Below are 26,022 nucleotides of genomic sequence, written 5' to 3'. Positions count from 1 at the left end.
CGACCTGTGGACCGCGACGTTGACGGCGTGTACGGGGGGTACGACGTGTACAACGGCATTGCTGCCGCGCAGCTGGTCGGAGTGGCCTGGCAGAAGAGCAGGCACAGCAACTCGCAGGGTTCCTGCGTGGAGTTCGCGCGGCTGCCCGGCGGCGACGTCGCCGTACGCAACTCGCGTTTCCCGGACGGCCCGGCGCTCGTCTACACGCGTGCGGAGATCGAGGCCATGCTCCTCGGCATCAAGGACGGCGAGTTCGACCACCTGATCGTGAGTTGACATCCCGTGGCCCGCCCCTGTGCCCGTTCGTGGCAACGATGTCGGGGTGTACGCGCGTAGAACTCGGGCGTCCGTCGGTGTCGTACTGCGTCAGCCGGCCGACTGGAGCCGGAACATGGCCCAGACGACCTTGCCGTCGAGCGCGCCCGCGAGCGGGTGCCAGCCCCAACTGTCGGCGAAGGAGTCGACCAGGAACAGCCCGCGCCCGGACTCGGCGGAGAAGTCGTCCGAGTCGCGCGGCGCCGGCGTCTCGTGGCTCGGGTCGCGCACCGCGCACACCAGCCGCTCGGTCCAGCGCATCAGGTGCAGCCGTACCGAGGGCTGGTGCTCGAGGCACCCCGGGTCGGAGGGCAGTGCGTGGCGCAGGGCGTTGGTGACGAGTTCGGAGACGACGAGACATATGTCGTCGAAGCGGTCGCCGACGTCCCACTGGTCGAGCGTGCCGCGGGTGAAGCGCCGGGCCTCGCGCACCGCTTCGTACCGGGCGGGCAGGGCGCAGGAGGCGGCATCGGACACGGCTGCGGGATCCAGCGGCGGAAGGCCCTGCCGTAACGGCTTGAGCATGGTCGATCCATTCGTTCCCATGCGAGGCACTCCCGGGAATTCGCGGTCGTTGCGATGCAGCGGTGGCGCGGCACCATGGTTTCGGATGCGCAGAGCAGATGCAAGGGCAGATGCACGTGCACGCGACCGAAATGGCACCGCCCGTACCGCTTCTTGGCCATTTTTTCCGCCATCTTCTTGGCGGTTGCCGCCAGAGGTCCTGACCTCTTCCCGACAACGCGCAGGCAGAAACGGCCTGCCTCTTTCCGTTTCCGTAACCGGACGAGTACTGCTCGGAGTGTTTTAGTGGCAGACTGCGGGCCCTGAAGACGGTTGGGGAGGCTGGCGAACGTGAGCGCGGGAGAGCCCGGATCGGTGGTGCGGCGGATGCTGCTCGGCTCGCAACTGAGGCGACTGCGTGAGGCGCGGGGGATCACGCGTGAGGCGGCGGGGTACTCCATCCGCGCCTCCGAGTCGAAGATCAGCCGGATGGAGCTGGGCCGGGTGAGCTTCAAGACCAGGGATGTCGAAGACCTGCTGACGCTGTACGGCATCACGGACGACACGGAGCGCGAGTCGCTGCTGTCCCTCGCCCGGGAGGCCAACGTGGCCGGCTGGTGGCACAGTTACACCGACGTCCTGCCCAGCTGGTTCCCCACCTATGTGGGCCTGGAGGGCGCCGCGTCCCTGATCCGCGTCTACGAGGTGCAGTTCGTGCACGGCCTGCTCCAGACGGAGGACTACGCCCGCGCGGTGGTCCGGCGCGGCATGAAGGGCGCGAGCGCGGCCGACGTCGAACGCCGGGTCGCCCTGCGCCTGGAGCGGCAGAAGCACCTGTTCGCGCACAGCGCCCCCGAGTTCCACTTCGTCCTCGACGAGGCGGCCCTGCGCCGCCCCTACGGCGACCGCGAGGTGATGCGCGGCCAGCTCCAGCACCTCATCGACGTCTCCGCGCGGCCCAACGTACGGCTGCAGATCATGCCGTTCGGCTTCGGCGGGCACTCCGGCGAGAGCGGCGCCTTCACCATCCTCAGCTTCCCCGACGCCGACCTGTCCGACGTCGTCTACATGGAGCAGCTGACCAGCGCCCTCTACTTGGACAAGCGCGAGGACGTCGCCCAGTACGAGCAGGCCCTGAAGGAGCTCCAGCAGGACAGCCCGGGCCCCGACGAGAGCCGGGACCTGCTGCGGGGACTGCTGCAACTGTCCTGAGGACTTGTCCGAGTGTCCCGGACTTCTCCGAGTGTCCGGACTCCTCCTTCAACTCTCTTTCAGCACAAGTACGATGACGTGCGATCAGACCGTGACCAGGATCTGTCTCCGCTAGTGATTGAGGGATCACATGTCGTCCTACTTCAGCGACCTGGCCCAGCAGTACATCGACGGAGAATGGCGACCGGGGACCGGCTCCTGGGACGTCATCGACTTCAACCCCTACGACGACGAGAAGCTGGCCTCGATCACCGTGGCCACGGTCGACGAGGTGGACCAGGCCTACAGGGCGGCCGCTCGTGCCCAGAAGAAGTGGGCCGAGACCAACCCCTACGCCCGCCGCGCGGTCTTCGAGCGGGCGCTCCGGCTCATAGAGGACCGTGAGCAGGAGATAGCCGACCTGATCATCGCGGAACTGGGCGGCACGCGCGTGAAGGCCGGTTTCGAGCTGCACCTCGCCAAGGAGTTCCTGCGCGAGTCGATCCACCTGGCGCTGCGCCCCGAGGGCAAGATCCTGCCCTCCCCTGCCGACGGCAAGGAGAACCGCGTCTACCGGGTGCCGGTCGGCGTCGTGGGCGTGATCAGCCCCTTCAACTTCCCCTTCCTGCTGTCGATCAAGTCGGTCGCCCCGGCGCTCGCGCTCGGCAACGCGGTGGTCCTCAAGCCGCACCAGAACACCCCGATCGCCGGCGGCACCCTGATCGCGAAGCTCTTCGAGGACGCCGGGCTGCCCGGCGGCCTGCTCAACGTGGTCGTCACCGACATCGCCGAGATCGGCGACGCGTTCATCGAGCACCCGGTCCCGAAGGTCATCTCCTTCACCGGTTCCGACAAGGTCGGCCGGCACGTGGCCACCGTCTGCGCCGCGAACTTCAAGCGCTCGGTGCTCGAACTGGGCGGCAACAGTGCCCTGGTGGTCCTGGACGACGCCGACGTCGACTACGCCGTGGACGCGGCGGTCTTCAGCCGGTTCGTCCACCAGGGACAGGTCTGCATGGCCGCCAACCGGGTCCTCGTGGACGCGTCCGTCGCCGAGGAGTTCACCGAGAAGTTCGTCGCCAAGGTGAAGTCGCTGAAGGTGGGCGACCCGCGCGACCCGCAGACCGTCATCGGCCCGGTGATCAACTCCCAGCAGGCGAACGCCGTCTCCGGCACCGTCGAGCAGGCCGTCGCCGAGGGCGCCACGGCCCTCGTCCGGGGCACCACGGAGGGCAACCTCGTGGCGCCCAGCGTGCTCACCGACGTACCCGCCGACTCCGCGCTGCTCCAGCAGGAGGTGTTCGGCCCGGTCGTGTTCCTCATCCCCTTCGACGGGGAGGAGGAGGCGCTGCGCCTCGTCAACGACACGCCGTACGGCCTCAGCGGCGCCGTCCACACGGGTGACATCGAGCGGGGTGTCGCCTTCGCCAAGCAGATCGACACCGGCATGTTCCATGTGAACGACGGCACCGTCCACGACGAGCCGATCGTGCCTTTCGGCGGCGAGAAGCACTCCGGCATCGGCCGCCTGAACGGCGAGACGACGCTGGAGGCCTTCACCACGGTGAAGTGGATCTCGGTGCAGCACGGCCGCAGCGGGTTCCCGTTCTGACCGCTGCCCTGAAAGTCGCGGGCCATTGCGGACAGTACCTGACCTCAATGGCCCGTAGCGTCGTCGGTGTCAGGGGGCGCAGGCCCCGGCAAAGGTGGACCGAAAGGCGGCCGGCCATGGTCAAGCACGTACCGGCGGAGGCACAGGGCGACGAGCGCGGGGCGCTGCTCGCCTTCATCGAGGAGCAGCGCGGCGGGATCCGCCGGGCCCTGCTCGGAGTGACCGAGGAGCAGGCCCGCTCCCGCCCCAGCGCCAGCGAGCTGTCGCTCGGCGGCCTGCTCAAGCACGTCGCCGAGGTCGAGCAGATCTGGATCGCACGGGCCAGGCAGGAGCCGCCGGCGGTCAAGCGCGACGAGTCCAACTGGCACGAGAGCTTCCAGCTGGTCGGCGAGGAGACGGTCGCCTCGCAGCTGGCGTACTGGGAGCAGGTCGCCGCCGAGACGGAGAAGTTCATCCGCTCCGCGCCGAGCCTGGACGACACCTTCCCGCTGCCGCCGGACCCCTGGTTCCCGCCGGAGGGCCGGGTCAGCCTGCGCTGGCTGTGTCTGCACCTGATCCGCGAGACGGCCCGGCACGCCGGCCACGCCGACATCATCCGCGAGTCCCTGGACGGCAGGACGGCCTTCGAGCTGGTGGCCCAGGAGCAGGGCGGCTCCTGGGGGTGACCGTGGGGCGGGCGGCCGTACGGCAATAACCTGGACCGCATGTCAGCGATCCGTCTCCTCGTGCTGGGCGCGGTCCGCCGGCACGGGAGGGCCCACGGCTACCAGGTGCGCAACGACCTGGAGTACTGGGGCGCGCACGAGTGGTCCAACGCCAAGCCGGGCTCGATCTACCACGCCCTGAAGCAGATGGCCAAGCAGGGGCTGCTGCACGCGCACGAGATCGCGCCGTCGACGGCCGGCGGCCCGCCGCGCACCGAGTACGAGCTGACCGGGAAGGGCACCGAGGAGTACTTCGCCCTGCTGCGCGACGCGCTGGTCACCTACGACCAGCGCGGCGACATGAAGACGGCGGCCATCGGTTTCATGGTCGACCTGCCGAGGGCCGAGGCGGTGGCGCTGCTGAAGGAGCGCACGCGCCGCATCGAGGCGTGGCGCTCCTCGGTCACCGAGCACTATGTGCCCGAGGAGGGGCCCGGGCAGCTCGGCCACATCGGCGAGATCATGAACATGTGGGTCCACACGGCCGACTCCGAGGCCGAGTGGACCCATGGCCTCGTGGAGCGCCTGGAGAACGGCGCCTACACGTTCGCCGGCGAGGGCGATCCGTTCGTCGGCGTGCTCGCCGAGGACGCGGAGAACCCGTACGCGACGGGGGAGCGGCACCCGGAGGACGACCGCTGATCAAGTTCGACCGATCTTCGGCCGCCGACATGCTCCAGTCGGCGGTGGCTCTGACGCTGACGGCAGCGGTGGCGTACGCGCTCGGCCGGCGGGCGCGCGGCGGCCCCGGGGCTCTCCCGACCGCTGCCGGCCTGCTCCTGCTGTTCCGTTTCACCATGCTGTGGACCGGTGTCCATCTGGCCCTGGTTGCGGGCCGCCCGGAGATTGGTCCAGGCCGTGCAGATGAGGGGGCCGGTGGCTCAGTGATGGAAGCCGGTCGCCGCACCCTTGTCCCGGGTCAGCGGATGCGGCTGCCGGCGCAGTTCGGGCAGCAGGCGGGTCAGGTCGGCCAGGAACAGGTCGGCCAGGTCGTGGGAGAAGCCGTTGCGGCACACGACCCGCAGCACGGAGAGGTCCTCCCGGTTCGCCGGGAAGGTGTACGCGGGCACCAGCCAGCCGCTCTCGCGCAGCCGCCGGGAGACGTCGAAGACGTCGTACGACGTCACGTCGGGGGCCGTGGTGAACGCGAACACGGGCAGCTCGTCCCCGTGCGTCAGCAGCCGGAAGTCGCCCAGCTCCGCGATCCGTGCGGCGAGCGAGGTCGCCACGTCCCGCGTCGACTGCTGCACCGCGCGGTATCCCTCGCGGCCGAGGCGCAGGAAGCTGTAGTACTGGGCGACCACCTGGGCGCCGGGCCGGGAGAAGTTGAGGGCGAAGGTCGGCATGTCGCCGCCCAGGTAGTTGACCCGGAAGACCAGCTCCTCGGGCAGCGCCTCCTTGTCCCGCCACAGCGCCCAGCCGACGCCCGGATACACCAGCCCGTACTTGTGCCCCGAGGTGTTGATCGAGGCCACGCGCGGCAGCCGGAAGTCCCACACCAGGTCCGGGTCCAGGAAGGGCGCCACCATGCCGCCGGACGCGCCGTCCACGTGCACCGGGATGTCCAGCCCGGTGCGCTCCTGGAGGGCGTCCAGGGCGCCGCACAGGTCGGCGATCGGTTCGTAGGAGCCGTCGAAGGTCGAGCCGAGGATGCCGACGACCCCGATGGTGTTCTCGTCGCACAGCTCGGCCGCCGCCTGCGGATCCAGGTGGAAGCGGTCGCCCTCCATGGGTACGAGCCGGGCCTCCACCTCCCAGAAGTTGCAGAACTTCTCCCAGCACACCTGGACGTTGATGCCCATGACGAGGTTGGGCCGGGCGCCCGGGTACCGGTCGGCGTTGCGCCCGGCCCAGCGTCGCTTGAGCGCCATCCCGGCGAGCATGCACGCCTCGCTCGACCCGGTCGTCGAACAGCCCACCGCCGCGGCCGGATCCGGCGCGTTCCACAGGTCGGCGAGCATCGCCACACAGCGCTTCTCCAGCTCGGCCGTGCGCGGGTACTCGTCCTTGTCGATCATGTTTTTGTCCCGGCACTCCGCCATCAGCACCCCGGCCTGCGGCTCCATCCAGGTGGTGACGAACGTGGCGAGGTTCAGCCGGGAGTTGCCGTCCAGCATCAGCTCGTCGTGCACCAGCTGGTACGCCGTGGACGGGGCCAGCGGAGCGTCCGGGAGCCGGTGCGTGGGCGGGGCCTCGGTCATGCCGCCGACCGGATTGGCCTCCCCGTAGAACGGGTTGACGGAGATCGTCCGCTCTTCGTGTTTCTCGGGACCTTTGTGCAGGGCCATGAACGTGCCTCCAGGCTTGCCGGGGAAGGTTTTCAGTGGATCGGGGTGCCGCCCCCGCCCAACTGCATCTGCGGGCGCCCCGTCACCAGCAGCCAGGCCGGCAGCGACGCGATGCACAGCACGGCGATGATGGCGGGCGAGGCGACCAGCACGGCGGCGGTGAACAGGCTCACCCAGCCCTGCCGGGTGATCGCCAGGAGCATGCCCAGGACGCCCGTGGCCACGCCCAGCGCCGGAGGCACGGCCGGAACGAGCGCGTGCGCGCACAGCCCCAGGGCCGAGCCGACGAAGACGGACGGGAAGATGCGCCCGCCACGGAAACCGCAGGACGCGGCGACGAGCAGCGCGGCCAGCTTCACCACCGCCATCCCGGCGAACTGCCCCGCCGACCAGCCGTCCGGGTGCCGGGCCAGCTCCCCGACCTCCGACAGCCCCTTGAAGAGCGTCAGATGGCCGCCGAGGGCCCCCAGGGCGCCCAGTACGACCCCGCCGGCCGGAAGCATCAGCATCGGGTGCCGCAAGCTCCGGAAGGCCGCGTGGGCGAGCGGGAAGGCGTACACGGCGCCCATGCCGAGCAGCGCGGCCGCCGGGGCGATCACGAGGGCGGCCAGGACGTCCCGCGGGTGCGGGTGGCCCATGGGCGGCAGCCCCAGGTCGAAGGTCGGATACGCCACCAGGGTGGTCGTGATGGCCCCGCACGCGCCGGCGGCCAGCGGCGCGAACAGGTTGTCCCACAGCCGGCCGCGCATCGGGTGCCCGGCCAGTGCCTCGGAGATGACCAGCGCCGCCGCGACCGGAGTGCCGAACAGGGCGCCGATCGTCGCCGACTCCGCCAGCACCGGCCACAGCGTGCCCGGCGCCCGGGGCATCAGGCGCGCGCCGAGCCAGGCCGCGAGGCCCACGTTCACCGCGATGACCGGGTTCTCCGGGCCGAGGCTCGGGCCGCCCGCCAGCATCAGCCCGGTCGCCAGCACCAGCCCGGGCAGCACGACCGGCGGCATCACCGGGGCGTTCAGGCCGAGGGTGGCCGGGTCGGGCCCGGCGTGCCCGGGCACCTTCCACACCACCAGCCCGACCGCGAGGCCCGTGGCGGTCAGCATCACGAACATCCACGCCACCGAGTAGCGGCCCACCCCGAGCGCGTCCGGCAGCGGCCCCCACAGCACGTGCAGGAGCTGCTCCGCCGCAGTGCTCACCCCGAGGTAGACCAGACTCGCGACCACGCCGACGGCCACGGCGGGCAGGATGAACGGCAGCAGGGCCCGCGCCGGAGCCGTAGGTGCGGTCGGGAGCGCCTGCGGCGCGTCGGTTTCCTGGGCCACGGGCTCACCATAAGCGGACAAAATGCCTATAACATCCCGAACGTCCCGAACAGAATCCGGCTTGCACCTCACGTGACGTGAGGCCTCAGCGTGGAGGACGTACCGACCGAAGGAGCGGAAAAGTGAGCTACTCCGTGGGACAGGTCTACTCCGTGGGAGAGGTCGCCGGGTTCGCCGGGGTCACGGTGCGCACCCTGCACCACTACGACGAGATCGGCCTGCTCGTGCCCGGCGAGCGCACCCACGCCGGTCACCGGCGCTACACCGGCGCCGATCTCGACCGGCTCCAGCAGATCCTGTTCTACCGGGAGCTCGGCTTCCCGCTCGAGGAGGTCGCGGCCCTGCTCGACGACCCGGACGCGGACCCGCGCGCGCATCTGCGCCGCCAGCACGAACTGCTGACCGCCCGGATCGAGAAGCTCCAGAAGATGGCCGCGGCCGTGGAGCACGCCATGGAGGCACGCAAGATGGGCATCAACCTGACGCCGGAGGAGCGGTTCGAGGTGTTCGGGGACAAGGACCCCGAGCAGTACGCCGAGGAGGCGGAGCAGCGCTGGGGCAACACCGAGGCCTGGGCCGAGTCCCAGCGCCGCGCCGCCACCTACACCAAGGAGGACTGGAAGCGCATCCAGGCCGAGGTCGACGACTGGGGCGAGCGGTACGCCGCCCTGGTCGCCGCCGGCGAGCGGCCGACCGGCGAGGCGGCCATGGACCTGGCCGAGGAACACCGGCAGCACATCAGCAGGTACTACTTCGACGTCCCGTACGAGATGCACCGGTGCTTCGCGGAGATGTACGTCTCCGACGAGCGCTTCAAGGCGTTCTACGACGCCATGCACCCCGGGCTCGCCGAGCACCTGCGCGACGCGATCCTCGCCAACGCCGACCGCCGCACCTCCTGACCGGTCCCGGCCCGGGTGTGCACGGGGGTCACTCCCGGGCCAGGACCACCGCCGTGCCGTAGGCGCACACCTCGGTGCCCACGTCGGCGGCCTCCGTCACGTCGAACCGGAACGCCAGCACCCCGTTGGCGCCACGCGCGCGTGCCTGCTCCACCAGGCGTTCCATGGCCTGGTTGCGGGTCTGCACGAGGGTCTTGGTCAGCCCCTTCAGCTCGCCGCCGATCATCGACTTCAGGCCGGCGCCGATCTGGCTGCCGAGGTGCCGTGACCGCACGGTGAGCCCGAAGACCTCGCCGATCACCTGCTGCACCCGGTGTCCGGGCACGTCGTTCGTCGTCACGACCAGCACGTCCGGCTGGGGCCCCTGGCCGCCGCCGTAGTCATCGAGTCCCATGAGTCACAGCTTTCTCCCAGTCATCCCACAGTGCATCCTGGAGACACCGGTGGAACCTGGGGCGGCCACATCACGTTGATAGCTTTGTGCGGCCCTTCGTCGAAGACCAGCCGCCGCAGTCGCCTTCACCCCTCAGGAGCCCGGACCCGTGATGACACTCGCCCTCGGCCCGAGCTGGCTGGATCCGAACCACCTCCTCAACTCGTTCGGGATCTGGGGCCTGCTCCTCGTCGTCTTCGCCGAGTCCGGCCTGCTCATCGGCTTCTTCCTGCCGGGTGACTCGCTGCTGTTCACCTGCGGCCTGCTGATCACCTCGCACCAGATGCACTTCCCGCTGTGGGGTGCGATCGGCCTGATCTGCCTCGCCGCGATCCTCGGCGACCAGGCGGGCTACATGTTCGGCAAGAAGGTCGGCCCGTCCCTGTTCAACCGCCCGGACTCCCGCCTGTTCAAGCAGGAGAACGTCACCAAGGCGCACGAGTTCTTCGAGAAGTACGGCCCGAAGTCACTGGTCCTGGCCCGGTTCGTGCCCGTGGTGCGCACGTTCACGCCGATCATCGCCGGTGTCAGCGGCATGAAGTACCGCTCGTTCCTGATCTTCAACGTCATAGGCGGCGCCCTGTGGGGTGCGGGTGTCACCCTGCTCGGCTCCTGGCTCGGCAACATCGGCTTCGTCAAGAACAACATCGAGGCGATCCTCATCCTGATCGTCCTCGTCTCCGTGATCCCGATCGCGATCGAGTTCCTCCGGGCACGGGGCAAGGAGAAGAAGGCAGCACGGTCCGCCCCGGCACCTCAGCCCCGGCACCAGCAGACCCCCGTCATGGACACCGCGACCACCCAGCTGCGCCGCATCGAGCCGGACCAGCCGTACGAGCAGCAGGACCAGCAGTACGAGCAGCAGGGCCAGCCGTACGGGCAGCAGGACCAGCAGTACTGGAACCAGGGTTACGACCAGCAGCAGTACTACGACCACCAGCAGTACCAGCAGCCGTACGCCCAGCAGCAGTACGACCAGAACCAGTACCACCAGTACGACCAGAACCAGCACCCGTACGGCCACCGCCGGCAGTAGCCCGTCCAGGGGTGCCTAGAAACCCCGAGTCCGCTTGGCGGCCCGGCGCTTCCCGGCGGACCCGACCCTCAGGAACAGCCGGAAGACCTCCGACCCCAGATTGACCCCGATCGCGATGGCCATGGCCAGCGACGCCGCGTTGGCCAGCGACACCAGCCCCTTGTCCACCTGGTTCTGGGCCATGTTCAGCAGCCCGAAATACGTGGCGGAGCCGGGCAGCAGCGGCCCGATCGCCGCCGTCGTGTAGGGCAGCGCCGACGCGAACCGGTACCGCGACAGCAGCTGCCCGAACAGACCGACCAGCCCCGCGGCCACGGCGGTCGACGCCACCGGCGAGATGCCGCCGACGTAGTGCATCGCGCCGTACACCGTCCAGGCCACGCCCCCGTTGAGGGTCACCCACAGCACGGTCGACCGCTCCTGCTGGAGCAGTACCGCGAAGGTCAGCGACAGCACCATGGAGGCCGCGATCTGGATCAGCGGCCGCTCGTTGATGACAAGCGCCGCGTCCGGGTTGAGCTTGCCGCCCACCTTCACCCCGAAGTACAGGACGACCAGCACGCCGGTGACGATGCCCACGAAGAAGTACAGGACCTCCAGCAGACGGGCCGACGCGGTGATGTAGAAGCCGGTCAGGCCGTCCTGCACGCCCGCCACCAGCGCCCGCCCGGGCAGCAGCGCGAACAGTCCACCGGTGACGACGGCGGAGGCCTTCACGTCGACGTGCGCCAGCGCGAACGCCACCCCGATCGCCGCGGGCGGCATCGCGGCGACCGTGAACTGGTAGAACTCCGGCAGTCCGCGCCCCGCGCACAGCCAGGCCAGCCGGTCTCCGAGCACCGCGCCCAGTGCGGCCGCGACGAACACGATCAGGTCGCCGCCGACCAGGGTGGAGGCCGCACCCGCCAGCAGCCCGCTGGCCAGGGTCAGTGCCCAGCCGGGGTAGGGGTGCCGGTTGCGGCGGATCTCCGCCAGCCGGCGGTAGGCCTCCTCCAGGGAGACATGGGTCTCCGGGTCGGTCAGGTCGTCCACCAGCCGGAACACGGCCGCGAGCCGGGTGTAGTCGGTGCCCCGCCGCCGCACCGTCCGGGAGGCCGTCACCGGGTCCTCCACCAGCGACGGCTGGTGCGAGATCGACAGCAGCGTGAAGGTGACGTTCGGCTCGCAGCGGTCCAGGCCGTAGGAGCGGCACACCGCGAACATCGCGGCCTCCACGTCCTCCGCGCCCTCACCGCCGGCCAGCAGCAGCTCCCCGATACGCAGGGTCAGGTCGAGCACGCGCGGGACGGCGGGGCCCTCCTCCTCGACCCGCTGCACCGGCTCGGGCGCGGGCCGCTCGGCCACCGGCATACGCAGCATCGTGCGCATCCGGTCCTGCCAGGGCGCGTCCTTGACCAGGCTGACCAGCGGAACGCCGGCGGCCGGGGTGAAGGCCGTCGGGGCGTCCTTGGCGCTGTAGGTGCGCGGCGGGCTGAACGCCGACCCCTCGGGCTCGGCACTCGGCGGCTGCGGCGTATGAAGACCCTCCGGCAGGGCGAACTCCGAGGTGGTCTCCGGCTCACCACCGCCCTCGGGGACCTCGATGCCCGCGGGAATGGCGAACTCGGACGTGATCTCCGGGTCGTACCGCGCCTCGTCCGACCGGGGCTTGCGGTCCTCCGCCTCCGTCACCTCGCACCGCTCCCTGAACGTCACCTTTCGCTGGCCTCAGTATGCGCATGGACAGGCAGCGGACATACAAGCGGGCTGCACGCGTGCGCGTGCAGCCCGTTTCAGCGCGGGACAGGCCTCTCAGTGGCCGCCCTGCTCCTTGAAGCGCTTGTAGGACCGCTCGATCTCCGCCTCGGCGTCGGTGCGGCCCACCCAGTTGGCGCCCTCGACCGACTTGCCGGGCTCCAGGTCCTTGTACACCTCGAAGAAGTGCTGGATCTCCAGGCGGTCGAACTCCGACACGTGGTGGATGTCGCGCAGGTGCTCCACACGCGGGTCGGTGGCCGGAACGCACAGCAGCTTGTCGTCGCCGCCCGCCTCGTCCGTCATGCGGAACATGCCGATCGCACGGCACTTGATGAGGCAGCCCGGGAAGGTCGGCTCGTCCAGGATGACCAGCGCGTCCAGCGGGTCGCCGTCCTCGCCGAGGGTGTTCTCGACGAAGCCGTAGTCGGTCGGGTAGGCGGTCGAGGTGAAGAGGCGACGGTCCAGGCGGATCCGACCGGTCTCGTGGTCCACCTCGTACTTGTTGCGCGAACCCTTCGGGATCTCGATCGTGACGTCGAACTCCACCGGTGGCTCCTCCATGATCAGCACATAGTTCTGGTGATTAAGTGTCCCTCACGCAGGTGTGTGATCGCGAAAGGGGCTGGTGGTCGTGCCAGAGCTGAGGCCTTGGCGGGCCGCGAGACCGCGGGTGAAGCGGATCGCGAACGCCGTACGACCGCGTCTGGCGCGGGCCGGAGCGGCCGCGGGGCCGCGGATCGCGCGGTTGACGCGGGCCCTGCACCTGCCGCGGCCACGGGCCGTGAAGACCTGGCAGTACACCGCGGGCGCCGCCACCGCCGGCCTGGCGCTGGCCGCCGGTGTGGTGACCGCTGCCGGTCCCTGGGACGCCGACGGCCAGCGTACGGCCGAGCGGGACCGGGCCGCCGCCCTGGAGCGGACAGGTGGCACAGATCACGGCCGGTCCGCGGCCGTGGGCGAGCCCCGGCCCGCCCCGAGCGCCGGACCGGTCCTGGTGGGCCTGGACGGCCGGACGAGCGCCATGGGCACCAAGGAGGCCCCACCGCACGGAAAGCCCTTCTCCGACGTCCTGGCGCCCCTCCTGGGCGTCTCCGCGCTGGGCGGCACCCACGCGGCCGCCGTCGTCGACGTGGCCAGCGGCGAGCGCCTGTACGGCACCGACGCCGGCAAGGCCCTCACTCCCGCCTCCACCACCAAGATCGCCACCGCCGTCGCCGCGCTGTCCGCCCTGGGACCCGACCACCGCTTCACCACCCGCGCCGCCCTCGAACCCGACACCGGCGAACTCGTCCTGGTCGGCGGCGGCGACCCCACCCTCACCGCCCGCAAGAACACCGACGGCTGGGCCGGCCTGCGGGATCTGGCGGCGAACACCGCGCAGGCGCTCCACAAGCGCGGCATCCGCAAGGTCACGCTCTCCTACGACACGACCCTGTACTCCGGCCCCGCCCTGCACCCCATCGGCGTCAACGACAACCTCGCGCCGGTCAGCGCCCTGATCGCCGACGAGGGCCGCACCAACGGCTCCAGCAGCGGTCCGGCGCCGCGCGTGAGCGACCCCGCGAAGGACGCGGCCACCAAGTTCGCGGGCTTCCTGAAGGACGCCGGCATCACCAGCACGCCCCCCGGCCCCTCCGAGGCCAGCACGCGCGCGCAGACCCTCGCCTCGGTCTCCTCGCCCCCGCTGGCCGACGTGGTCGAGCGCATGCTGACCAACAGCGACAACGACATCGCCGAGGCCCTGGCCCGCCAGACGGCCCTCACCAGCGGCGAGCCCGGCAGCTTCGACGGCGGCGCCAAGGCGATCTCCGCCCGGCTGACCAAGCTGGGTCTGCCGATGTCCGGAGCCTCCTTCCACGACGGCAGCGGCCTCGACCGCGACGACCGGCTCACCCCGGACCTCCTCACCGCCCTCCTGGTCACGGCCGGCGACCCCGGCCGCCCCGGCCTGCGCCCCGTCCTCACCGGCCTGCCCGTGGCCGGCTTCACCGGCACCCTGGCCGACCGCTACACCGACAGCGCGGCAGGGGTCGTACGCGCCAAGACCGGGACCCTGACCGGTGTGAACACCCTCGCCGGCACGGTCGTCGACGCCGACGGCCGCCTCCTGGCCTTCGCCTTCATGGCCTCCGGCACGACGGACCCCCTTCAGGCCGAGTCGGCCCTGGACAGGACGGCCACGGCGCTGGCGGGGTGCGGCTGCAGCTGAACCGCCGTGCGCCGGCGCCCCCGAGGGCACGACGGGCGGGCACGGCCGACGGCACCGGGCCGGGGCTGCGCCCACCCGACGCCCCCGGCTCCTCCCGACCCTCATGGCCTGCCCCAAGGGGGAGCGGTCCCGTACGGTTGACGACATGACTGGCTTCGGTGGCACCACATCTCCCGGGATGGTCGACTGGAACCTCGCGGTGGCAACCGCGACACGGCTCGTACGGCCGGGCCCCGACGTCAGCCGCGACGAGGCACGCGCCGTCGTCGCGGAGCTGCGCCGGCACGCGAAAGCCTCGGAGGAACACGTCCGGGGCTTCACTCGTATGGGCACCGACGACCTCCACGGCACCCCCGTCCTGGTGGTCGACCGCCCCGGCTGGGTCCGGGCCAACGTCGCCGGTTTCCGCGAGATCCTCCGGCCGCTCCTGGAGAAGATGCAGGAACGGCGCGCCGGCAGCCCCGGCAGCGCGGTCCTCGGCACCGTCGGCGGCAAGGTCACCGGCGTGGAACTCGGCATGCTGCTGTCGTTCCTGTCCTCCCGCGTCCTCGGCCAGTACGAGACCTTCGCCCCCGCCACCCGCGACCTCCCCGCCGGTGAGAACGGCGGCGGCCGGCTCCTGCTCGTCGCGCCGAACATCGTCCACGTCGAGCGTGAACTCGACGTCGATCCGCACGACTTCCGCCTGTGGGTGTGTCTGCACGAGGAGACCCACCGCACCCAGTTCACGGCCGTGCCCTGGCTGCGCGACCACCTGGAGGGCGAAATCCAGTCGTTCTTGGCCGAGACCGACGTCGACCCGATGACCTTCCTGGAGCGCATCAGGGAAGCCGCCCAGTCCCTGGCCGGGGGCCGTCCCGAGGGCGAGGAGGAGGACGGCGGCCGCTCCTTCGTGGAGCTGGTGCAGACCCCCGCCCAGCGCGAGATCCTGGCCCGCCTCACCGCCGTGATGTCCCTGCTGGAGGGCCACGCCGACTACGTCATGGACGGCGTCGGCCCCAGCGTCGTACCGACCGTGGCGGAGATCCGCGAGAAGTTCCAGCAGCGCCGCGCCAAGGGTGCCTCCCGCCTCGACCTCGCCCTGCGCAAGCTGCTGGGTCTGGATGCCAAACTGAGGCAGTACCGGGACGGCGAACGGTTCGTACGGGCCGTCGTCGAGCAGGTCGGCACCGACGGCTTCAACCGCGTGTGGACCTCGCCCAACACCCTGCCCACCAAGGCGGAGATCGCCAAACCGGCGGACTGGGTCGCGCGGGTGCACCGCAAGGCCGAGTCGTGAACGGCATGGACACGTCGTGATTCGAATCCGGCCGACGGCAGGCGAACGCCCCTCCAATCACCCGTCCGAGGGACCGTGGGCCATGCGTAGGCGTGCAATGCTCGGGGAACCGCCCGCTTCTGTCACCATCTACACACTCTGAGTGACCGACTCGGGCTCACCCCCCGAAAACTTCATGAAGGGAACCGGACATGGGTCCCCATCCTGCGGTCGCGGCGATACGCCTGGCGGTCCGCCGCGTCCTCCACGACATCCTCAACGACCACCGCGCCTCCGGCGCGCAACCGGACCGGACGACGGCCGAGCGGCTCCCCTCCCCGCTCGTACTCGTCGCGTGCTCCGGCGGCGCCGACTCCATGGCCCTCGCCTCCGCCCTCGCCTTCGAAGCGCCCAAGCTCGGCATCCGCGCCGGAGGCGTCACCGTCGACCACGGCCTCCAGCCCGGCTCCGACCTCCGTGCCGACGAGGTCGTCCTGCGCCTGCGCGAACTCGGCCTCGATCCGGTCGAGTCCGTCGCCGTGAGCGTAGGCCGCGACGGCGGACCCGAAGCCGCCGCCCGCGACGCCCGCTACGCCGCCCTCGACACCCTCGCCGAACGCCACGGCGCCACCGCCGTCCTGCTCGGCCACACCCGCGACGACCAGGCCGAAACCGTCCTGCTCGGCCTCGCCCGCGGCTCCGGCATCCGCTCCCTGTCCGGCATGGCCGCGGTCTCGGGGGCTGGCGGCCGTTACCGGCGCCCCTTCCTGGCGCTCGACCGGCAGACCGCCCGCAAGGCCTGCATGGTCCAGTCCCTCCCCGTCTGGGACGATCCTCACAACGCCGACCCCGCCTACACCCGCTCCCGGCTGAGGCACGAGGGCCTGCCCGCCCTGGAGAAGGCCCTCGGCAAAGGAGTCGTGGAGGCGCTCGCCCGCACCGCCCAGCTCTCCCGCGACGACGCCGACGCCCTCGACGCCTGGGCCAGCCAGGCCGAGGCCTCCGTGCGTGACGCCGCAGGTCAGCTGGAGTGCACCAAGCTCCACGTCCTCCCGCCCGCCGTCCGCCGCCGCATCCTGCGCCGCGCCGCCATCGAGGCCGGCGCCCCGGCCGGTTCGCTGTTCGCCCGCCACATCGAGGAAGTCGACCGTCTGATCACCGGCTGGCGCGGTCAGGGAGCCATCAATCTCCCGGGCAAAGTCGTCGCCCAGCGGCAGGGTGGCAGACTGGTGATTCGGCAAGGCTGAATCCTTACCCCCACGAGGGGTGAGCGGCCGGTGGGACGACCGAAAGTGATGCGGGTGGACGCGAAAGACATGGGTGCCGACCTCCAGCAGGTGCTCATCACCAAGGAAGAGATCGACGCGAAGCTGGCCGAGCTGGCCGCGAAGATCGACGCGGAGTACGCGGGCAAGGACCTGCTCATCGTCGGTGTCCTCAAGGGCGCCGTGATGGTCATGGCGGACCTCGCCCGGGCGCTGTCCACCCCCGTCACCATGGACTGGATGGCCGTGTCCTCCTACGGCGCGGGCACCCAGTCCTCAGGCGTCGTGCGGATCCTCAAGGACCTCGACACCGACATCAAGGGCAAGCACGTCCTGATCGTCGAGGACATCATCGACTCCGGCCTGACCCTGTCCTGGCTGATCAATAACCTCGGATCCCGCGAGCCCGCCTCCCTGAAGGTGTGCACGCTGCTGCGCAAGCCGGACGCCGCGAAGGTCGCCATCGACGTCGAGTGGGTCGGCTTCGACATCCCGAACGAGTTCGTCGTCGGCTACGGCCTCGACTACGCCGAGAAGTACCGCAACCTGCCGTTCGTCGGTACGCTCGCGCCCCACGTCTACGGCGGCTGAGCCGGACCGAGGTGGTGTGAGCCACTCGGCCCAAGCCTTGTAGGACGATCGGGAACCCCGGCGGGTTCCGCGCCGTTGAAGCATGCAGAGACGGGTTTCCCGGCCCCTCGAAGCAGACTTCGTGCGGCTTCGGACCACCACGCTGGGGTACCGTCAGAAGAACTGTCTTATCAAACTCACTATGGCAGGAGGGACGGGGCGGCACCGCTCCGTATGGATGGACGTGAAGCGATACTTCCGTGGGCCGGTCATGTGGATCGTGCTGGCCGTCCTTGCCGTGGTCGTGTTGATGCAGGTCGTCGGCTCGTCCGGCGGCTACAAGACGGTGGACACCGGCCAGGTCGTCGCGGCGATCAATGACAACAGGGTCCAGTCGGCCAAGCTGACCACAGGCGACGAGCAGACGATCAAGGTCACCCTCAAGGACGGCCAGAAGGTCGACGGCAGCTCGAAGATCCAGGCGAGCTACATCGGCGACCAGGGCGTGACCATCGCCAGCTCGCTGCAGACCAAGTACGAGCAGAAGCGGATCCCGGACGGCTACACGGTCTCGCCGTCCAAGCAGAACCCGTTCGTCGGCGTCCTGCTCTCCCTGCTCCCCTTCGTTCTCATCGTCGTCGTGTTCCTGTTCCTGATGAACCAGATGCAGGGCGGCGGCTCCCGGGTGATGAACTTCGGCAAGTCCAAGGCCAAGCTCATCACCAAGGACACCCCGAAGACGACCTTCGCCGACGTCGCCGGGTGCGACGAGGCCGTCGAGGAGCTCCACGAGATCAAGGAGTTCCTGCAGGAGCCGGCCAAGTTCCAGGCCGTCGGCGCCAAGATCCCCAAGGGCGTGCTGCTCTACGGCCGTCCGGGTACCGGTAAGACCCTGCTCGCGCGTGCCGTCGCGGGCGAGGCAGGGGTGCCCTTCTACTCGATCTCCGGCTCCGACTTCGTCGAGATGTTCGTCGGTGTCGGTGCCTCCCGAGTCCGTGACCTGTTCGAGCAGGCCAAGGCGAACGCCCCGGCGATCGTCTTCGTCGACGAGATCGACGCGGTCGGCCGCCACCGCGGCGCCGGCCTCGGCGGTGGTCACGACGAGCGCGAGCAGACCCTGAACCAGCTGCTCGTCGAGATGGACGGCTTCGACGTCAAGGGCGGCGTGATCCTCATCGCCGCCACGAACCGTCCGGACATCCTCGACCCGGCGCTGCTGCGCCCCGGTCGCTTCGACCGCCAGATCGCGGTCGACCCGCCGGACCTGCAGGGCCGTCTGGAGATCCTCAAGGTCCACCAGAAGGGCAAGCCGGTCGCGCCCGACGTCGACCTGTCCGCCGTCGCCCGCCGCACTCCCGGCATGACCGGTGCCGACCTGGCGAACGTCCTCAACGAGGCGGCGCTGCTGACCGCCCGCGGCGACCAGAAGCTGATCGACAACAGGGCGCTGGACGAGGCGATCGACCGCGTGGTCGCGGGCCCGCAGAAGCGGACCCGGATCATGTCGGACAAGGAGAAGAAGATCACCGCGTACCACGAGGGCGGTCACGCCCTGGTCGCGGCGGCCTCGCCGAACTCCGACCCGGTCCACAAGATCACGATCCTGTCCCGCGGCCGCGCCCTCGGCTACACCATGGTCCTGCCCGACGAGGACAAGTACTCGACCACGCGCAACGAGATGCTCGACCAGCTCGCCTACATGCTGGGCGGTCGCGCCGCCGAGGAACTGGTCTTCCACGACCCGACCACCGGCGCCGCGAACGACATCGAGAAGGCCACCAACCTGGCCCGTGCGATGGTCACCCAGTACGGCATGACCGAGCGGCTCGGCGCCATCAAGTTCGGCGGCGACAACAGCGAGCCCTTCCTCGGACGTGAGATGGCTCACCAGCGCGACTACTCGGAAGAGGTCGCCGCGCTGGTCGACGAGGAGGTCAAGAAGCTCATCGAGACCGCGCACAACGAGGCCTGGGAGATCCTGGTCGAGAACCGCGACGTGCTCGATCAGCTCGTCCTTCACCTGCTGGAGAAGGAGACCCTGGGCAAGGAGGAGATTGCTGAGATCTTCGCCCCGATCGTCAAGCGCCCGCCGCGGCCCGCCTGGACCGGCTCTTCCCGCCGTACCCCGTCCACCCGCCCGCCGGTGCTCTCCCCGAAGGAGCTCGCACTGACGAACGGCGCGAACGGCGCGACGGCCGCGATCAGCACGGCCAAGTCCACCGCCGCTGAGCCGACCCCGGTGACGGACCAGACGCCGGAAGACCGCCCGGAGAACTGATCGGGTTTCGGCCAACCCGGCCGGAATGAATGCCGCGCCCCCCAGGTTTTAGCCTGGGGGGCGCGGCATTTTCGTATGCCCGCGGGCAAGACGTAGAGGAACGAGGCAACAGATGACCGACCCCGTGACGCTGGCCGGTGAAGGCTTGATCGGCGAGTTCGACGAGAAGCGCGCCGAGAACGCCGTTCGCGAACTCCTGATCGCGGTCGGTGAGGACCCGGATCGGGAAGGGCTCAGGGAAACCCCGGCTCGAGTGGCGCGGGCGTACCGGGAACTATTGGCGGGGCTGTGGCAGGAGCCCGAGGACGTTCTGACGACGACGTTCGATCTCGGGCACGATGAGATGGTCCTGGTGAAGGACATCGAGATCGTATCGCTCTGTGAGCATCATTTGTTGCCATTTCATGGCGTAGCCCACGTCGGTTACATTCCAGCCGAAACGGGCAAAATCACGGGTCTTTCGAAGCTTGCGCGCCTGGTCGAGGTCTTCGCGCGTCGCCCGCAGGTGCAGGAGCGACTCACCACCCAGATCGCGGATTCGCTCATGCGGATCCTGGAGGCGAGGGGCGCGATCGTGGTCATCGAGGCCGAGCACATGTGCATGTCCGTGCGGGGCATCCGCAAGCCCGGCGCCAAGACCACCACGTCGGCGGTCCGCGGCCAGCTCCGCGACGCCACGACTCGCGCCGAGGCGATGAGTCTGATACTGGCGAGGTGACCTCGCCGGTGACGGAAACCGGCGGTCACGCCGCCGGCTCTGCTCCCGGGGGCTTCTGGTCCTCGTCCTCCGGGAGCTTGCAGACCCGCTCCAGGAACAGGGCCGCCGCTATGACACCGATGCCGGCCAGGACCGAGAAGCCGGCGTAGAAGGCCTGGTCGCGGCGGGCGGGGATGTCGAGGAGTTCCAGCAGAAAGACGCCCGTACCGCCGTACATGCCGGCGACGAGGGCGGCGACCAGGGCGCTCGCCTGGCCGAAGACCACCGCGCGGGCGGCCATCAGGGGGTCGACGCCCTTCGCGCCGGGCCGGCGCTCGCGCTGGGCCTTGAAGCGCGCCCGCAGCGAGAGCGCCGTGGCGAGCAGGACCACTGCGATCAGGGCGAGCACGATGGGCGCGGCCAGGGGGACGCTGGGGAGGGTCCCGATCGAGTTCCAGAGGCGGGCACCGGCCCAGGACAGGATCCCGGCCACGACGAACACGCCCGCCAGCACCCTGATGCGCAGCTCTCTCACGGTGTCCCTTCAGCTCCCCCGGACCGGTCCGGACTGCGGTCGTCTCGGCCTTGTCGGTGGAGACGTCTTGACCTTAACGACTACTCGGGCAGTCGGAGTTCCAGGTCCTCGCGGGGCTCGACGCCCGCACGGGTGACGGCCGACAGCAGTTCGGCCACCATGCCGCGGCCGGGCAGCTGGGCCTGCGGGTCCACGTCGTGCCAGGGCGCGAGCACGAAGGCGCGCTCGTGGGCGCGCGGGTGGGGCAGGGTGAGCTGGGGGTCGTCGGAGGTGACATCGGCGTAGGCGACGATGTCGACGTCCAGGGTGCGCGGCCCCCAGTGCTCGTCGCGGACGCGTTTGTACGCCTCCTCGATGGCATGGGCCCGCTCCAGCAGGGAGGCCGGGGGCAGGGTGGTCTTGAGGAGGACGACCGCGTTGAAGTACGACGGCTGGCTGCCGGGTGCCACGCCCCAGGGCTCGGTCTCGTACACCGGGGAGACGGCCTTCACGCGGACGCCAGGGGTGTCCTCCAGCGCGTCGACGGCGCCCTGGAGGGTCTCCAGGCGGTTGCCGAGGTTGGCGCCGATGGAGATGACGGCCCACTTGGGGTTCTGCAGGGTCGTGTCGGCGGCGTCGACCTTCTCGACGACGGAGGCGGGCACCGGCTGGACGGTCGGGTCGCTGTGACCCTGGAGGAAAGGTCGGGTCATACTCGGCTCCGGGTGATGGTGACGGTCACGTCGTCGAAGGGGACGGTGATCGGTGCGTCCGGCTTGTGGACGCAGACCTCGACCTCCTGGACCCCTTCGTGCTTCAGGCAGGCCTGGGCGATCCGCTCGGCGAGGGTCTCGATGAGGTCCACCGGCTCACCCTCGACCACGGCCACGACCTCCTCGGCCACGACGCCGTAGTGGACGGTCTTCGCCAGGTCGTCGTCGGCCGCCGCCGGCCGGGTGTCCAGCCCCAGGACGAGGTCCACGATGAAGGTCTGGCCCTCCTCGCGCTCCTTGGGGAACACACCGTGGTGCCCGCGGGCCTTGAGGCCGCGCAGCGCGACACGATCCACGCGAATCACTCCTGCAATCGTCGGGAAGGACCGGTCCGTACCACGTGCGGGCGGCACACCGGCCACTGACGAATCTACCTGCGGGCACTGACAATGCCGGGTTGCGGGGCCGTGGCCCCGGGCCGGTACCACGAGGGTTCATCTCGCGTTTCCCCGGGGAAACCCGGCGCTGTCATGGGGTGGTAGCGGCTCCTACCCCGGGGTAGGTGATTCCAACCACTTCTTGCTCCTGTGGAGGCGTCCACCCGCTCACGCGAGGGGTCCGTCGTCCGGGTTCACGCCGTCGACGCCCGGCTCGCCGTCCTCCTCGTCACTCTCCGCCAGGACGGGCGAGGCGTGGTGCGACCAGAGCTTCCAGCCCGCCGGTGTGCGCCGGAACACGTTCGTGGCGACGACGAGCTGGCCGACCAGCGGTCCCAGTTCCGCGCCGTCCTCGGGGGCGGGGCCGCCGCTGAGGATGTTCTCGGTGCAGGTGACGAGGGCGGTGTCGCCCGTGACGGAGACGTGCACGTCGGTGAGGAAGAACTGGATGTAGTCGGTGTTGGCCATGATCAGGGCGTACGACCTGAGGACCTCGCCGCGGCCGGTGAGCACCGGCCAGCCGGGGTGGACGCAGGAGATCACGCCGGTGTCCGCCGGGTCGTGGTACTCCTCGTCCACGCCCAGGTCGGCGGGGGTGAGCCAGAGGGAGGACAGCTCCTCGAAGTCACCGCGTTCCATCGCCTCGTAGAAGGCGGTGTTGGCGGCCTCGACCTGCTCGACATCGGTGTGAGGGGCGCTCACCGGGCTCCTTCCGCCCCTCGCGCACCACTGGCACCGGCCGCGCGCCCACTGCCACACGCCCCGGGCTCGCCCAGCGCGCTCGGCGTGTTGTCCGCGTCACGCGCCGGGTGCCCGCCATCCGCGCCAGGCACGACCGTCGCTGCACGCGCCCCGCGCTCGCTTCCCGCCTCCGGCGCTGAGTCTGCCGTACGCGCCCCTTCCACGGCGCGTGCGACCCGTACCGCATCAGCAGTGGCGCGTACCTCGTGTACGCGCACGGCCCACGCGCCGGAGTGCGCCGCGAGTGCGGAGACGGCGGCCGTGGCGGCGTCGCGTTCCCGGGCCGGCGGGGGCGCGCCCTCCGGCCCCGCGAGGACGCGGCCGAGGAACCGTTTGCGGGAGGCGGCCACGAGCAGCGGGTGGCCGAGGGCGCGCAGGCGGTCGAGGTGGGCGAGGAGGACGAGGTCGTGCTCGGCCTCCTTGGAGAAGCCGAGGCCGGGGTCGACGACGATCCGGTCGGGGGCGATGCCGCCGGCCAGCACGGCCTCCACGCGCGCGTGCAGTTCGTCCACGACTTCGGTGACGACGTCCTCGTAGACGCCCCTGACGCCGGCGCCCTGGAGGAAGCCGCGCCAGTGCATGACGACGAACGGGGCGCCCGCGTCGGCGACCACCGGGATCATCGCGGGGTCGGCGAGGCCGCCGCTGACGTCGTTGACGAGGGCGGCGCCGGCCGCGAGGGACTGTTCGGCGACGGAGGCGCGCATGGTGTCGACGGAGACGACGACGCCTTCGGAGGCGAGGCCCCGGACGACCGGGATGACCCGCCTGAGTTCCTCGGCCTCGTCCACGCGCGTGGCGCCGGGGCGGGTGGACTCGCCGCCGACGTCGACCAGGTCCGCGCCCTCGGCGGCGAGGTCCAGGCCGTGCTTGACGGCGGCGGTCGTGTCGAACCAGCGGCCGCCGTCGGAGAAGGAATCGGGGGTCACGTTGACGACACCCATGACCGCGCACCGGTCCCATACCGGAAGGCCGGCGACCCGGCCGCGCCCGCTGAGGTTGTTCATACGTTCAGCGTAGGCCCAGGAGGACGCCGGGCACGTGCGGCGGCCCGGGCGGAAGCCCCGTGCCGGAGGGGGTGGGGCGCCGCCCGGGCCCGTCCTCGGCCGCACCCCTCGGCCCCGTGGCCCGCACGCCGTCCCGCGGTGCTCGGGCCGCGCGGACGTCCGGCCCTCGGACCGTACGGGTGTCTGGCGTTCGGGACACGCGGGCGCGTGGTGCTCAGGCCGCGCGGACGTCCCGTTCCGCCATGGCGTGCGCGCAGGGGCGCTCGGCAGCCGCCCTGCGCCGGCGCAGGAAGCGCGGGAGCGGCAGGGCGAAGTTGACGAAGCCCTCCGCCTGCATGGCGGCGAAGCCGATGCGGGGCAGGTCGGCGCTGTTGCGGTAGACCACGAAGCGGGGTTCCCAGCGCGGCTGGAACTTGGCGTTGAACTTGTACAGCGACTCGATCTGGAACCAGCGCGAGAGGAACACCAGCAGCCCGCGCCAGGCGCGCAGCACCGGTCCGGCACCGATCTTCTCGCCGCGCGCGAGGGCGGAGCGAAACATCGCGAAGTTCAGCGAGACGCGGGTGATGCCGAACTTCGGGGCGGCCTGGAGGGCGGCGACGATCAGCAGCTCGTTCATGCCGGGGTCCGCGCTGCGGTCGCGGCGCATCAGGTCCAGCGAGGCGCCGTCCGTGCCCCAGGGGACGAAGTGCAGGACCGCTTTCAGGTCGCCGTACTCGCCGGGCTCGTCGTCCTGCTTGTGGGCGGTGGCGATCAGGCAGTCGCCGTCGGCGGGGTCGCCGACGCGGCCGAGCGCCATGGAGAAGCCGCGTTCGGTGTCGGTGCCGCGCCAGTCCTCCGCCGCCCGGCGGATGCGCTCCAGTTCGGCGTCGCCGAGGTCACGGATGCGCCGTACTCGGGTTTCGTAGCCGGCTCGCTCGATGCGCTTGACCATTTGCCGTACGTTGCGCATCGCGCGTCCGGCGAGCGAGAAATCCGCGACGTCCACCACCGCCTCGTCGCCCAGTTCGAGGGCGTCCAGGCCGGTCTCACGGGTCCACACCTCGCCGCCCGTCTCCGAGCAGCCCATCACGGCGGGCGTCCAGGAGTGCGCCGTGGCCTCGTCCATGAAGCGCTCGATGGCGCCCGGCCAGGCCTCGACGTCGCCGATGGGGTCGCCGCTGGCGAGCATCACGCCGGAGACGACGCGGTAGGTGACCGCCGCCTTGCCGCTGGGCGAGAAGACGACCGCCTTGTCGCGGCGCAGTGCGAAGTGGCCGAGCGAGTCGCGTCCGCCGTGCTTCTCCAGCAGGGCCCGCAGGCGGGACTCGTCCTCCTCGGTGAGGCGGGCGGCCGGGTGCTCGGGGCGGAAGGCCAGGTAGATGGTGGTGGCGGCGGTGATCCAGCCGAGGGCGCCGAGGGAGAAGGCGACGGTCCAGGACGTGTTGCCCTGGTAGTCGACCGGGCCCTCGAAGCCGAACAGGCCGTAGACGACGTGCGTCAGCCGATCGGCCAGGCTCGGATCGCCGATCGTCCGGTGCGGGTGGACGCTGACGATGACGAGTCCGAGGACGAGGGAACCGGCGCTCATGAGTACGAAGTTGGTGAGAGCGCGCCACCTGCTGCGCGGGTCCGGCAGGGCCGCGAACTGGTCACGATGGAGCAGAAGCGGCACGAGCAGCGCCACTGCGATGAGCACGCCGACGACCGAGTGCCGGTACGCGAACTGCGCCGCCGCGCCGGCCGGCAGCAGCGCGACCGCGGCCCGCCACGCCCGGCGCTTGCGCCGTTTGAGCCCGTGCGCGAGCAGCAGCAACAGCACGCCGGAGCTCAGCGAGAGGGCGGCCGCGAAGGGCCCGAACGAGCCCGGCAGCACCTCGGCGATGGCGTGCATACGGCTGTGACGGAAGCGCGGGAACACGCCCGCCGCAATGTCCAGGACGCCCACGAGCGCGGCCGCCCTGCCGACGAGGACGGGGACGGCCTCGGGGCGCGGGCCGCGCAGTATGCGCCGCGCCCGGCCTGATCGGCTCGGAACCTCGCCCGACATTTCCCCATCTATCCTGACAGACATCGCATCCCGTAGTTCTGCGAGAGACCTTGAACCCGGGCCCGATCGGGCATCCGGCGACATTGCGCCCTCTAGGACGGTGTCTCGGGGAGGGAGGTTCACTCCTCACCGGAAAGTCGGGTCAAAGGCCAAGGAAAGCCCCGGGCAAGCCTTCGCAAGCAAGCGTGGGCGGTGCCGGGCGGAAAGCGCAGGCAGGAAACAGCCCATGGGACTCACGAGCAACAAAGTGCTGATGCTGG

Annotated in this window: 24 protein-coding genes and 2 pseudogenes; 14 read left to right on the top strand and 12 right to left on the bottom strand. The window is 70.6% G+C overall.

The genetic code is table 11. The annotated features are described in order from the left end of the window. The first annotated feature begins 6 nt into the window (after window positions 1–6). Window positions 7–276 carry a DUF397 domain-containing protein gene (locus ACFYZB_RS42625; RefSeq protein ID WP_388636146.1) on the top strand — a complete coding sequence of 90 codons (270 nt, stop codon included), beginning with the start codon at window positions 7–9 and terminating at the stop codon, window positions 274–276. A 90-nt stretch (window positions 277–366) separates the two neighbouring features. Here the strand turns inward: ACFYZB_RS42625 and ACFYZB_RS42620 are convergent, their stop codons facing one another. After that, entirely contained in the window at window positions 367–861 is a 495-nt protein-coding gene (locus tag ACFYZB_RS42620) for an ATP-binding protein (RefSeq protein ID WP_351210227.1), read from the bottom strand. 345 nt (window positions 862–1,206) lie between these two features. Here ACFYZB_RS42620 and ACFYZB_RS42615 point away from each other — a divergent pair, with 345 nt between their 5' ends. The 5 genes and pseudogenes from ACFYZB_RS42615 to ACFYZB_RS42595 all read left to right on the top strand — a co-directional run. Beyond that, window positions 1,207–2,031, top strand: coding sequence for a helix-turn-helix transcriptional regulator (locus ACFYZB_RS42615; protein WP_351210412.1), 825 nt, complete (start codon window positions 1,207–1,209; stop codon window positions 2,029–2,031). Between the two features lie 130 nt (window positions 2,032–2,161). Continuing rightward, window positions 2,162–3,622, top strand: a complete 1,461-nt coding sequence (locus ACFYZB_RS42610; RefSeq protein ID WP_388767264.1) for an aldehyde dehydrogenase family protein — start codon at window positions 2,162–2,164, stop codon at window positions 3,620–3,622. A gap of 116 nt (window positions 3,623–3,738) precedes the next feature. Further along, window positions 3,739–4,287 carry a DinB family protein gene (locus ACFYZB_RS42605; protein WP_388767263.1) on the top strand — a complete coding sequence of 183 codons (549 nt, stop codon included), beginning with the start codon at window positions 3,739–3,741 and terminating at the stop codon, window positions 4,285–4,287. A 39-nt stretch (window positions 4,288–4,326) separates the two neighbouring features. Further along, the gene (locus ACFYZB_RS42600) at window positions 4,327–4,968 is read left to right on the top strand and encodes a PadR family transcriptional regulator (protein WP_388767262.1); all 642 of its coding nucleotides are present in this window, start codon (window positions 4,327–4,329) and stop codon (window positions 4,966–4,968) included. A gap of 17 nt (window positions 4,969–4,985) precedes the next feature. Then, window positions 4,986–5,193 (top strand): annotated as a pseudogene (locus tag ACFYZB_RS42595) (ABC transporter permease); the annotation flags it as partial. A 14-nt stretch (window positions 5,194–5,207) separates the two neighbouring features. Here ACFYZB_RS42595 and ACFYZB_RS42590 read toward each other — a convergent pair. Together ACFYZB_RS42590 and ACFYZB_RS42585 are read right to left on the bottom strand one after the other, a co-directional pair. Then, a complete protein-coding gene (locus ACFYZB_RS42590) occupies window positions 5,208–6,614 on the bottom strand; it encodes a glutamate decarboxylase (protein ID WP_388767261.1) in 1,407 nt (468 codons plus the stop codon). 32 nt (window positions 6,615–6,646) lie between these two features. Further along, window positions 6,647–7,936, bottom strand: coding sequence for an ion channel protein (locus ACFYZB_RS42585; RefSeq protein WP_388767260.1), 1,290 nt, complete (start codon window positions 7,934–7,936; stop codon window positions 6,647–6,649). Between the two features lie 122 nt (window positions 7,937–8,058). Here ACFYZB_RS42585 and ACFYZB_RS42580 point away from each other — a divergent pair, with 122 nt between their 5' ends. Next, window positions 8,059–8,838 carry a MerR family transcriptional regulator gene (locus ACFYZB_RS42580; RefSeq protein ID WP_388767259.1) on the top strand — a complete coding sequence of 260 codons (780 nt, stop codon included), beginning with the start codon at window positions 8,059–8,061 and terminating at the stop codon, window positions 8,836–8,838. Window positions 8,839–8,866: 28 nt separating this feature from the next. Here the strand turns inward: ACFYZB_RS42580 and ACFYZB_RS42575 are convergent, their stop codons facing one another. Continuing rightward, complete coding sequence (locus ACFYZB_RS42575) at window positions 8,867–9,232, bottom strand: YbjQ family protein (RefSeq protein ID WP_351210213.1); 366 nt, start codon at window positions 9,230–9,232, stop codon at window positions 8,867–8,869. A gap of 151 nt (window positions 9,233–9,383) precedes the next feature. Here ACFYZB_RS42575 and ACFYZB_RS42570 point away from each other — a divergent pair, with 151 nt between their 5' ends. Continuing rightward, window positions 9,384–10,307, top strand: a complete 924-nt coding sequence (locus ACFYZB_RS42570) for a DedA family protein (RefSeq protein ID WP_388767258.1) — start codon at window positions 9,384–9,386, stop codon at window positions 10,305–10,307. 15 nt (window positions 10,308–10,322) lie between these two features. Here ACFYZB_RS42570 and ACFYZB_RS42565 read toward each other — a convergent pair whose 3' ends face one another. Continuing rightward, the gene (locus ACFYZB_RS42565) at window positions 10,323–11,978 is read right to left on the bottom strand and encodes a threonine/serine exporter ThrE family protein (RefSeq protein ID WP_388767257.1); all 1,656 of its coding nucleotides are present in this window, start codon (window positions 11,976–11,978) and stop codon (window positions 10,323–10,325) included. 120 nt (window positions 11,979–12,098) lie between these two features. Then, window positions 12,099–12,590, bottom strand: a complete 492-nt coding sequence (locus ACFYZB_RS42560; protein WP_031115900.1) for an inorganic diphosphatase — start codon at window positions 12,588–12,590, stop codon at window positions 12,099–12,101. A gap of 124 nt (window positions 12,591–12,714) precedes the next feature. On the opposite strand from ACFYZB_RS42560, the gene dacB reads away from it, so the two are divergent. From dacB to folE, 6 genes are all read left to right on the top strand, one after another. After that, the gene (gene dacB / locus ACFYZB_RS42555) at window positions 12,715–14,253 is read left to right on the top strand and encodes a D-alanyl-D-alanine carboxypeptidase/D-alanyl-D-alanine-endopeptidase (RefSeq protein ID WP_388767256.1); all 1,539 of its coding nucleotides are present in this window, start codon (window positions 12,715–12,717) and stop codon (window positions 14,251–14,253) included. A gap of 145 nt (window positions 14,254–14,398) precedes the next feature. Further along, window positions 14,399–15,532 (top strand): zinc-dependent metalloprotease, encoded by a 1,134-nt coding sequence (locus ACFYZB_RS42550; protein ID WP_351210205.1) that lies wholly within the window; start codon window positions 14,399–14,401, stop codon window positions 15,530–15,532. Window positions 15,533–15,723: 191 nt separating this feature from the next. Further along, the gene (gene tilS / locus ACFYZB_RS42545; protein ID WP_388767255.1) at window positions 15,724–16,758 is read left to right on the top strand and encodes a tRNA lysidine(34) synthetase TilS; all 1,035 of its coding nucleotides are present in this window, start codon (window positions 15,724–15,726) and stop codon (window positions 16,756–16,758) included. Between the two features lie 48 nt (window positions 16,759–16,806). Then, entirely contained in the window at window positions 16,807–17,367 is a 561-nt protein-coding gene (gene hpt, locus ACFYZB_RS42540; RefSeq protein WP_031165039.1) for a hypoxanthine phosphoribosyltransferase, read from the top strand. A 217-nt stretch (window positions 17,368–17,584) separates the two neighbouring features. Continuing rightward, window positions 17,585–19,624 (top strand): ATP-dependent zinc metalloprotease FtsH, encoded by a 2,040-nt coding sequence (gene ftsH, locus ACFYZB_RS42535; RefSeq protein WP_351210201.1) that lies wholly within the window; start codon window positions 17,585–17,587, stop codon window positions 19,622–19,624. 112 nt (window positions 19,625–19,736) lie between these two features. After that, the gene (gene folE, locus ACFYZB_RS42530; protein ID WP_351210199.1) at window positions 19,737–20,342 is read left to right on the top strand and encodes a GTP cyclohydrolase I FolE; all 606 of its coding nucleotides are present in this window, start codon (window positions 19,737–19,739) and stop codon (window positions 20,340–20,342) included. 25 nt (window positions 20,343–20,367) lie between these two features. On the opposite strand, the gene ACFYZB_RS42525 is transcribed toward folE, so the two are convergent. The 6 genes and pseudogenes from ACFYZB_RS42525 to ACFYZB_RS42500 all read right to left on the bottom strand — a co-directional run bounded on the left by ACFYZB_RS42525 (window position 20,368) and on the right by ACFYZB_RS42500 (window position 25,762). Further along, complete coding sequence (locus ACFYZB_RS42525) at window positions 20,368–20,856, bottom strand: DUF3180 domain-containing protein (RefSeq protein ID WP_351210197.1); 489 nt, start codon at window positions 20,854–20,856, stop codon at window positions 20,368–20,370. Window positions 20,857–20,936: 80 nt separating this feature from the next. Then, window positions 20,937–21,548 (bottom strand): 2-amino-4-hydroxy-6-hydroxymethyldihydropteridine diphosphokinase, encoded by a 612-nt coding sequence (gene folK, locus ACFYZB_RS42520; protein ID WP_388767254.1) that lies wholly within the window; start codon window positions 21,546–21,548, stop codon window positions 20,937–20,939. Then, on the bottom strand, window positions 21,545–21,904 hold the full coding sequence (folB, locus tag ACFYZB_RS42515) for a dihydroneopterin aldolase (RefSeq protein WP_388767252.1): 360 nt from the start codon (window positions 21,902–21,904) through the stop codon (window positions 21,545–21,547). The genes folK and folB overlap by 4 nt, the downstream gene beginning before the upstream one ends. 249 nt (window positions 21,905–22,153) lie before the next feature. Further along, window positions 22,154–22,687, bottom strand: coding sequence for a nuclear transport factor 2 family protein (locus ACFYZB_RS42510; protein WP_388767251.1), 534 nt, complete (start codon window positions 22,685–22,687; stop codon window positions 22,154–22,156). Window positions 22,688–22,830: 143 nt separating this feature from the next. Further along, window positions 22,831–23,733 (bottom strand): annotated as a pseudogene (folP, locus tag ACFYZB_RS42505) (dihydropteroate synthase); the annotation flags it as partial. 214 nt (window positions 23,734–23,947) lie between these two features. Then, window positions 23,948–25,762 (bottom strand): phosphatidylglycerol lysyltransferase domain-containing protein, encoded by a 1,815-nt coding sequence (locus ACFYZB_RS42500; RefSeq protein ID WP_388767250.1) that lies wholly within the window; start codon window positions 25,760–25,762, stop codon window positions 23,948–23,950. Window positions 25,763–26,022: the final 260 nt, after the last annotated feature.

The organism is Streptomyces sp. NPDC001852 (assembly GCF_042891825.1).
In the GTDB taxonomy this organism is placed as follows: domain Bacteria; phylum Actinomycetota; class Actinomycetes; order Streptomycetales; family Streptomycetaceae; genus Streptomyces.
The sequence above is the reverse complement of the archived record's forward strand: the minus strand, read 5'-3'. Positions and strand labels throughout refer to the sequence as shown.

Coding starts and splice junctions, on each gene's coding strand:
- ACFYZB_RS42620 (WP_351210227.1), bottom strand. CDS start 861: ATGGGAACGAATGGATCGACCATGCTCAAGCCGTTACGGCAGGGCCTT.
- ACFYZB_RS42615 (WP_351210412.1), top strand. CDS start 1,207: ATGCTGCTCGGCTCGCAACTGAGGCGACTGCGTGAGGCGCGGGGGATC.
- ACFYZB_RS42610 (WP_388767264.1), top strand. CDS start 2,162: ATGTCGTCCTACTTCAGCGACCTGGCCCAGCAGTACATCGACGGAGAA.
- ACFYZB_RS42605 (WP_388767263.1), top strand. CDS start 3,739: ATGGTCAAGCACGTACCGGCGGAGGCACAGGGCGACGAGCGCGGGGCG.
- ACFYZB_RS42600 (WP_388767262.1), top strand. CDS start 4,327: ATGTCAGCGATCCGTCTCCTCGTGCTGGGCGCGGTCCGCCGGCACGGG.
- ACFYZB_RS42590 (WP_388767261.1), bottom strand. CDS start 6,614: ATGGCCCTGCACAAAGGTCCCGAGAAACACGAAGAGCGGACGATCTCC.
- ACFYZB_RS42575 (WP_351210213.1), bottom strand. CDS start 9,232: ATGGGACTCGATGACTACGGCGGCGGCCAGGGGCCCCAGCCGGACGTG.
- ACFYZB_RS42570 (WP_388767258.1), top strand. CDS start 9,384: ATGACACTCGCCCTCGGCCCGAGCTGGCTGGATCCGAACCACCTCCTC.
- ACFYZB_RS42550 (WP_351210205.1), top strand. CDS start 14,399: ATGACTGGCTTCGGTGGCACCACATCTCCCGGGATGGTCGACTGGAAC.
- tilS (WP_388767255.1), top strand. CDS start 15,724: ATGGGTCCCCATCCTGCGGTCGCGGCGATACGCCTGGCGGTCCGCCGC.
- hpt (WP_031165039.1), top strand. CDS start 16,807: ATGCGGGTGGACGCGAAAGACATGGGTGCCGACCTCCAGCAGGTGCTC.
- ftsH (WP_351210201.1), top strand. CDS start 17,585: ATGGACGTGAAGCGATACTTCCGTGGGCCGGTCATGTGGATCGTGCTG.
- folE (WP_351210199.1), top strand. CDS start 19,737: ATGACCGACCCCGTGACGCTGGCCGGTGAAGGCTTGATCGGCGAGTTC.
- folK (WP_388767254.1), bottom strand. CDS start 21,548: ATGACCCGACCTTTCCTCCAGGGTCACAGCGACCCGACCGTCCAGCCG.
- ACFYZB_RS42500 (WP_388767250.1), bottom strand. CDS start 25,762: ATGTCGGGCGAGGTTCCGAGCCGATCAGGCCGGGCGCGGCGCATACTG.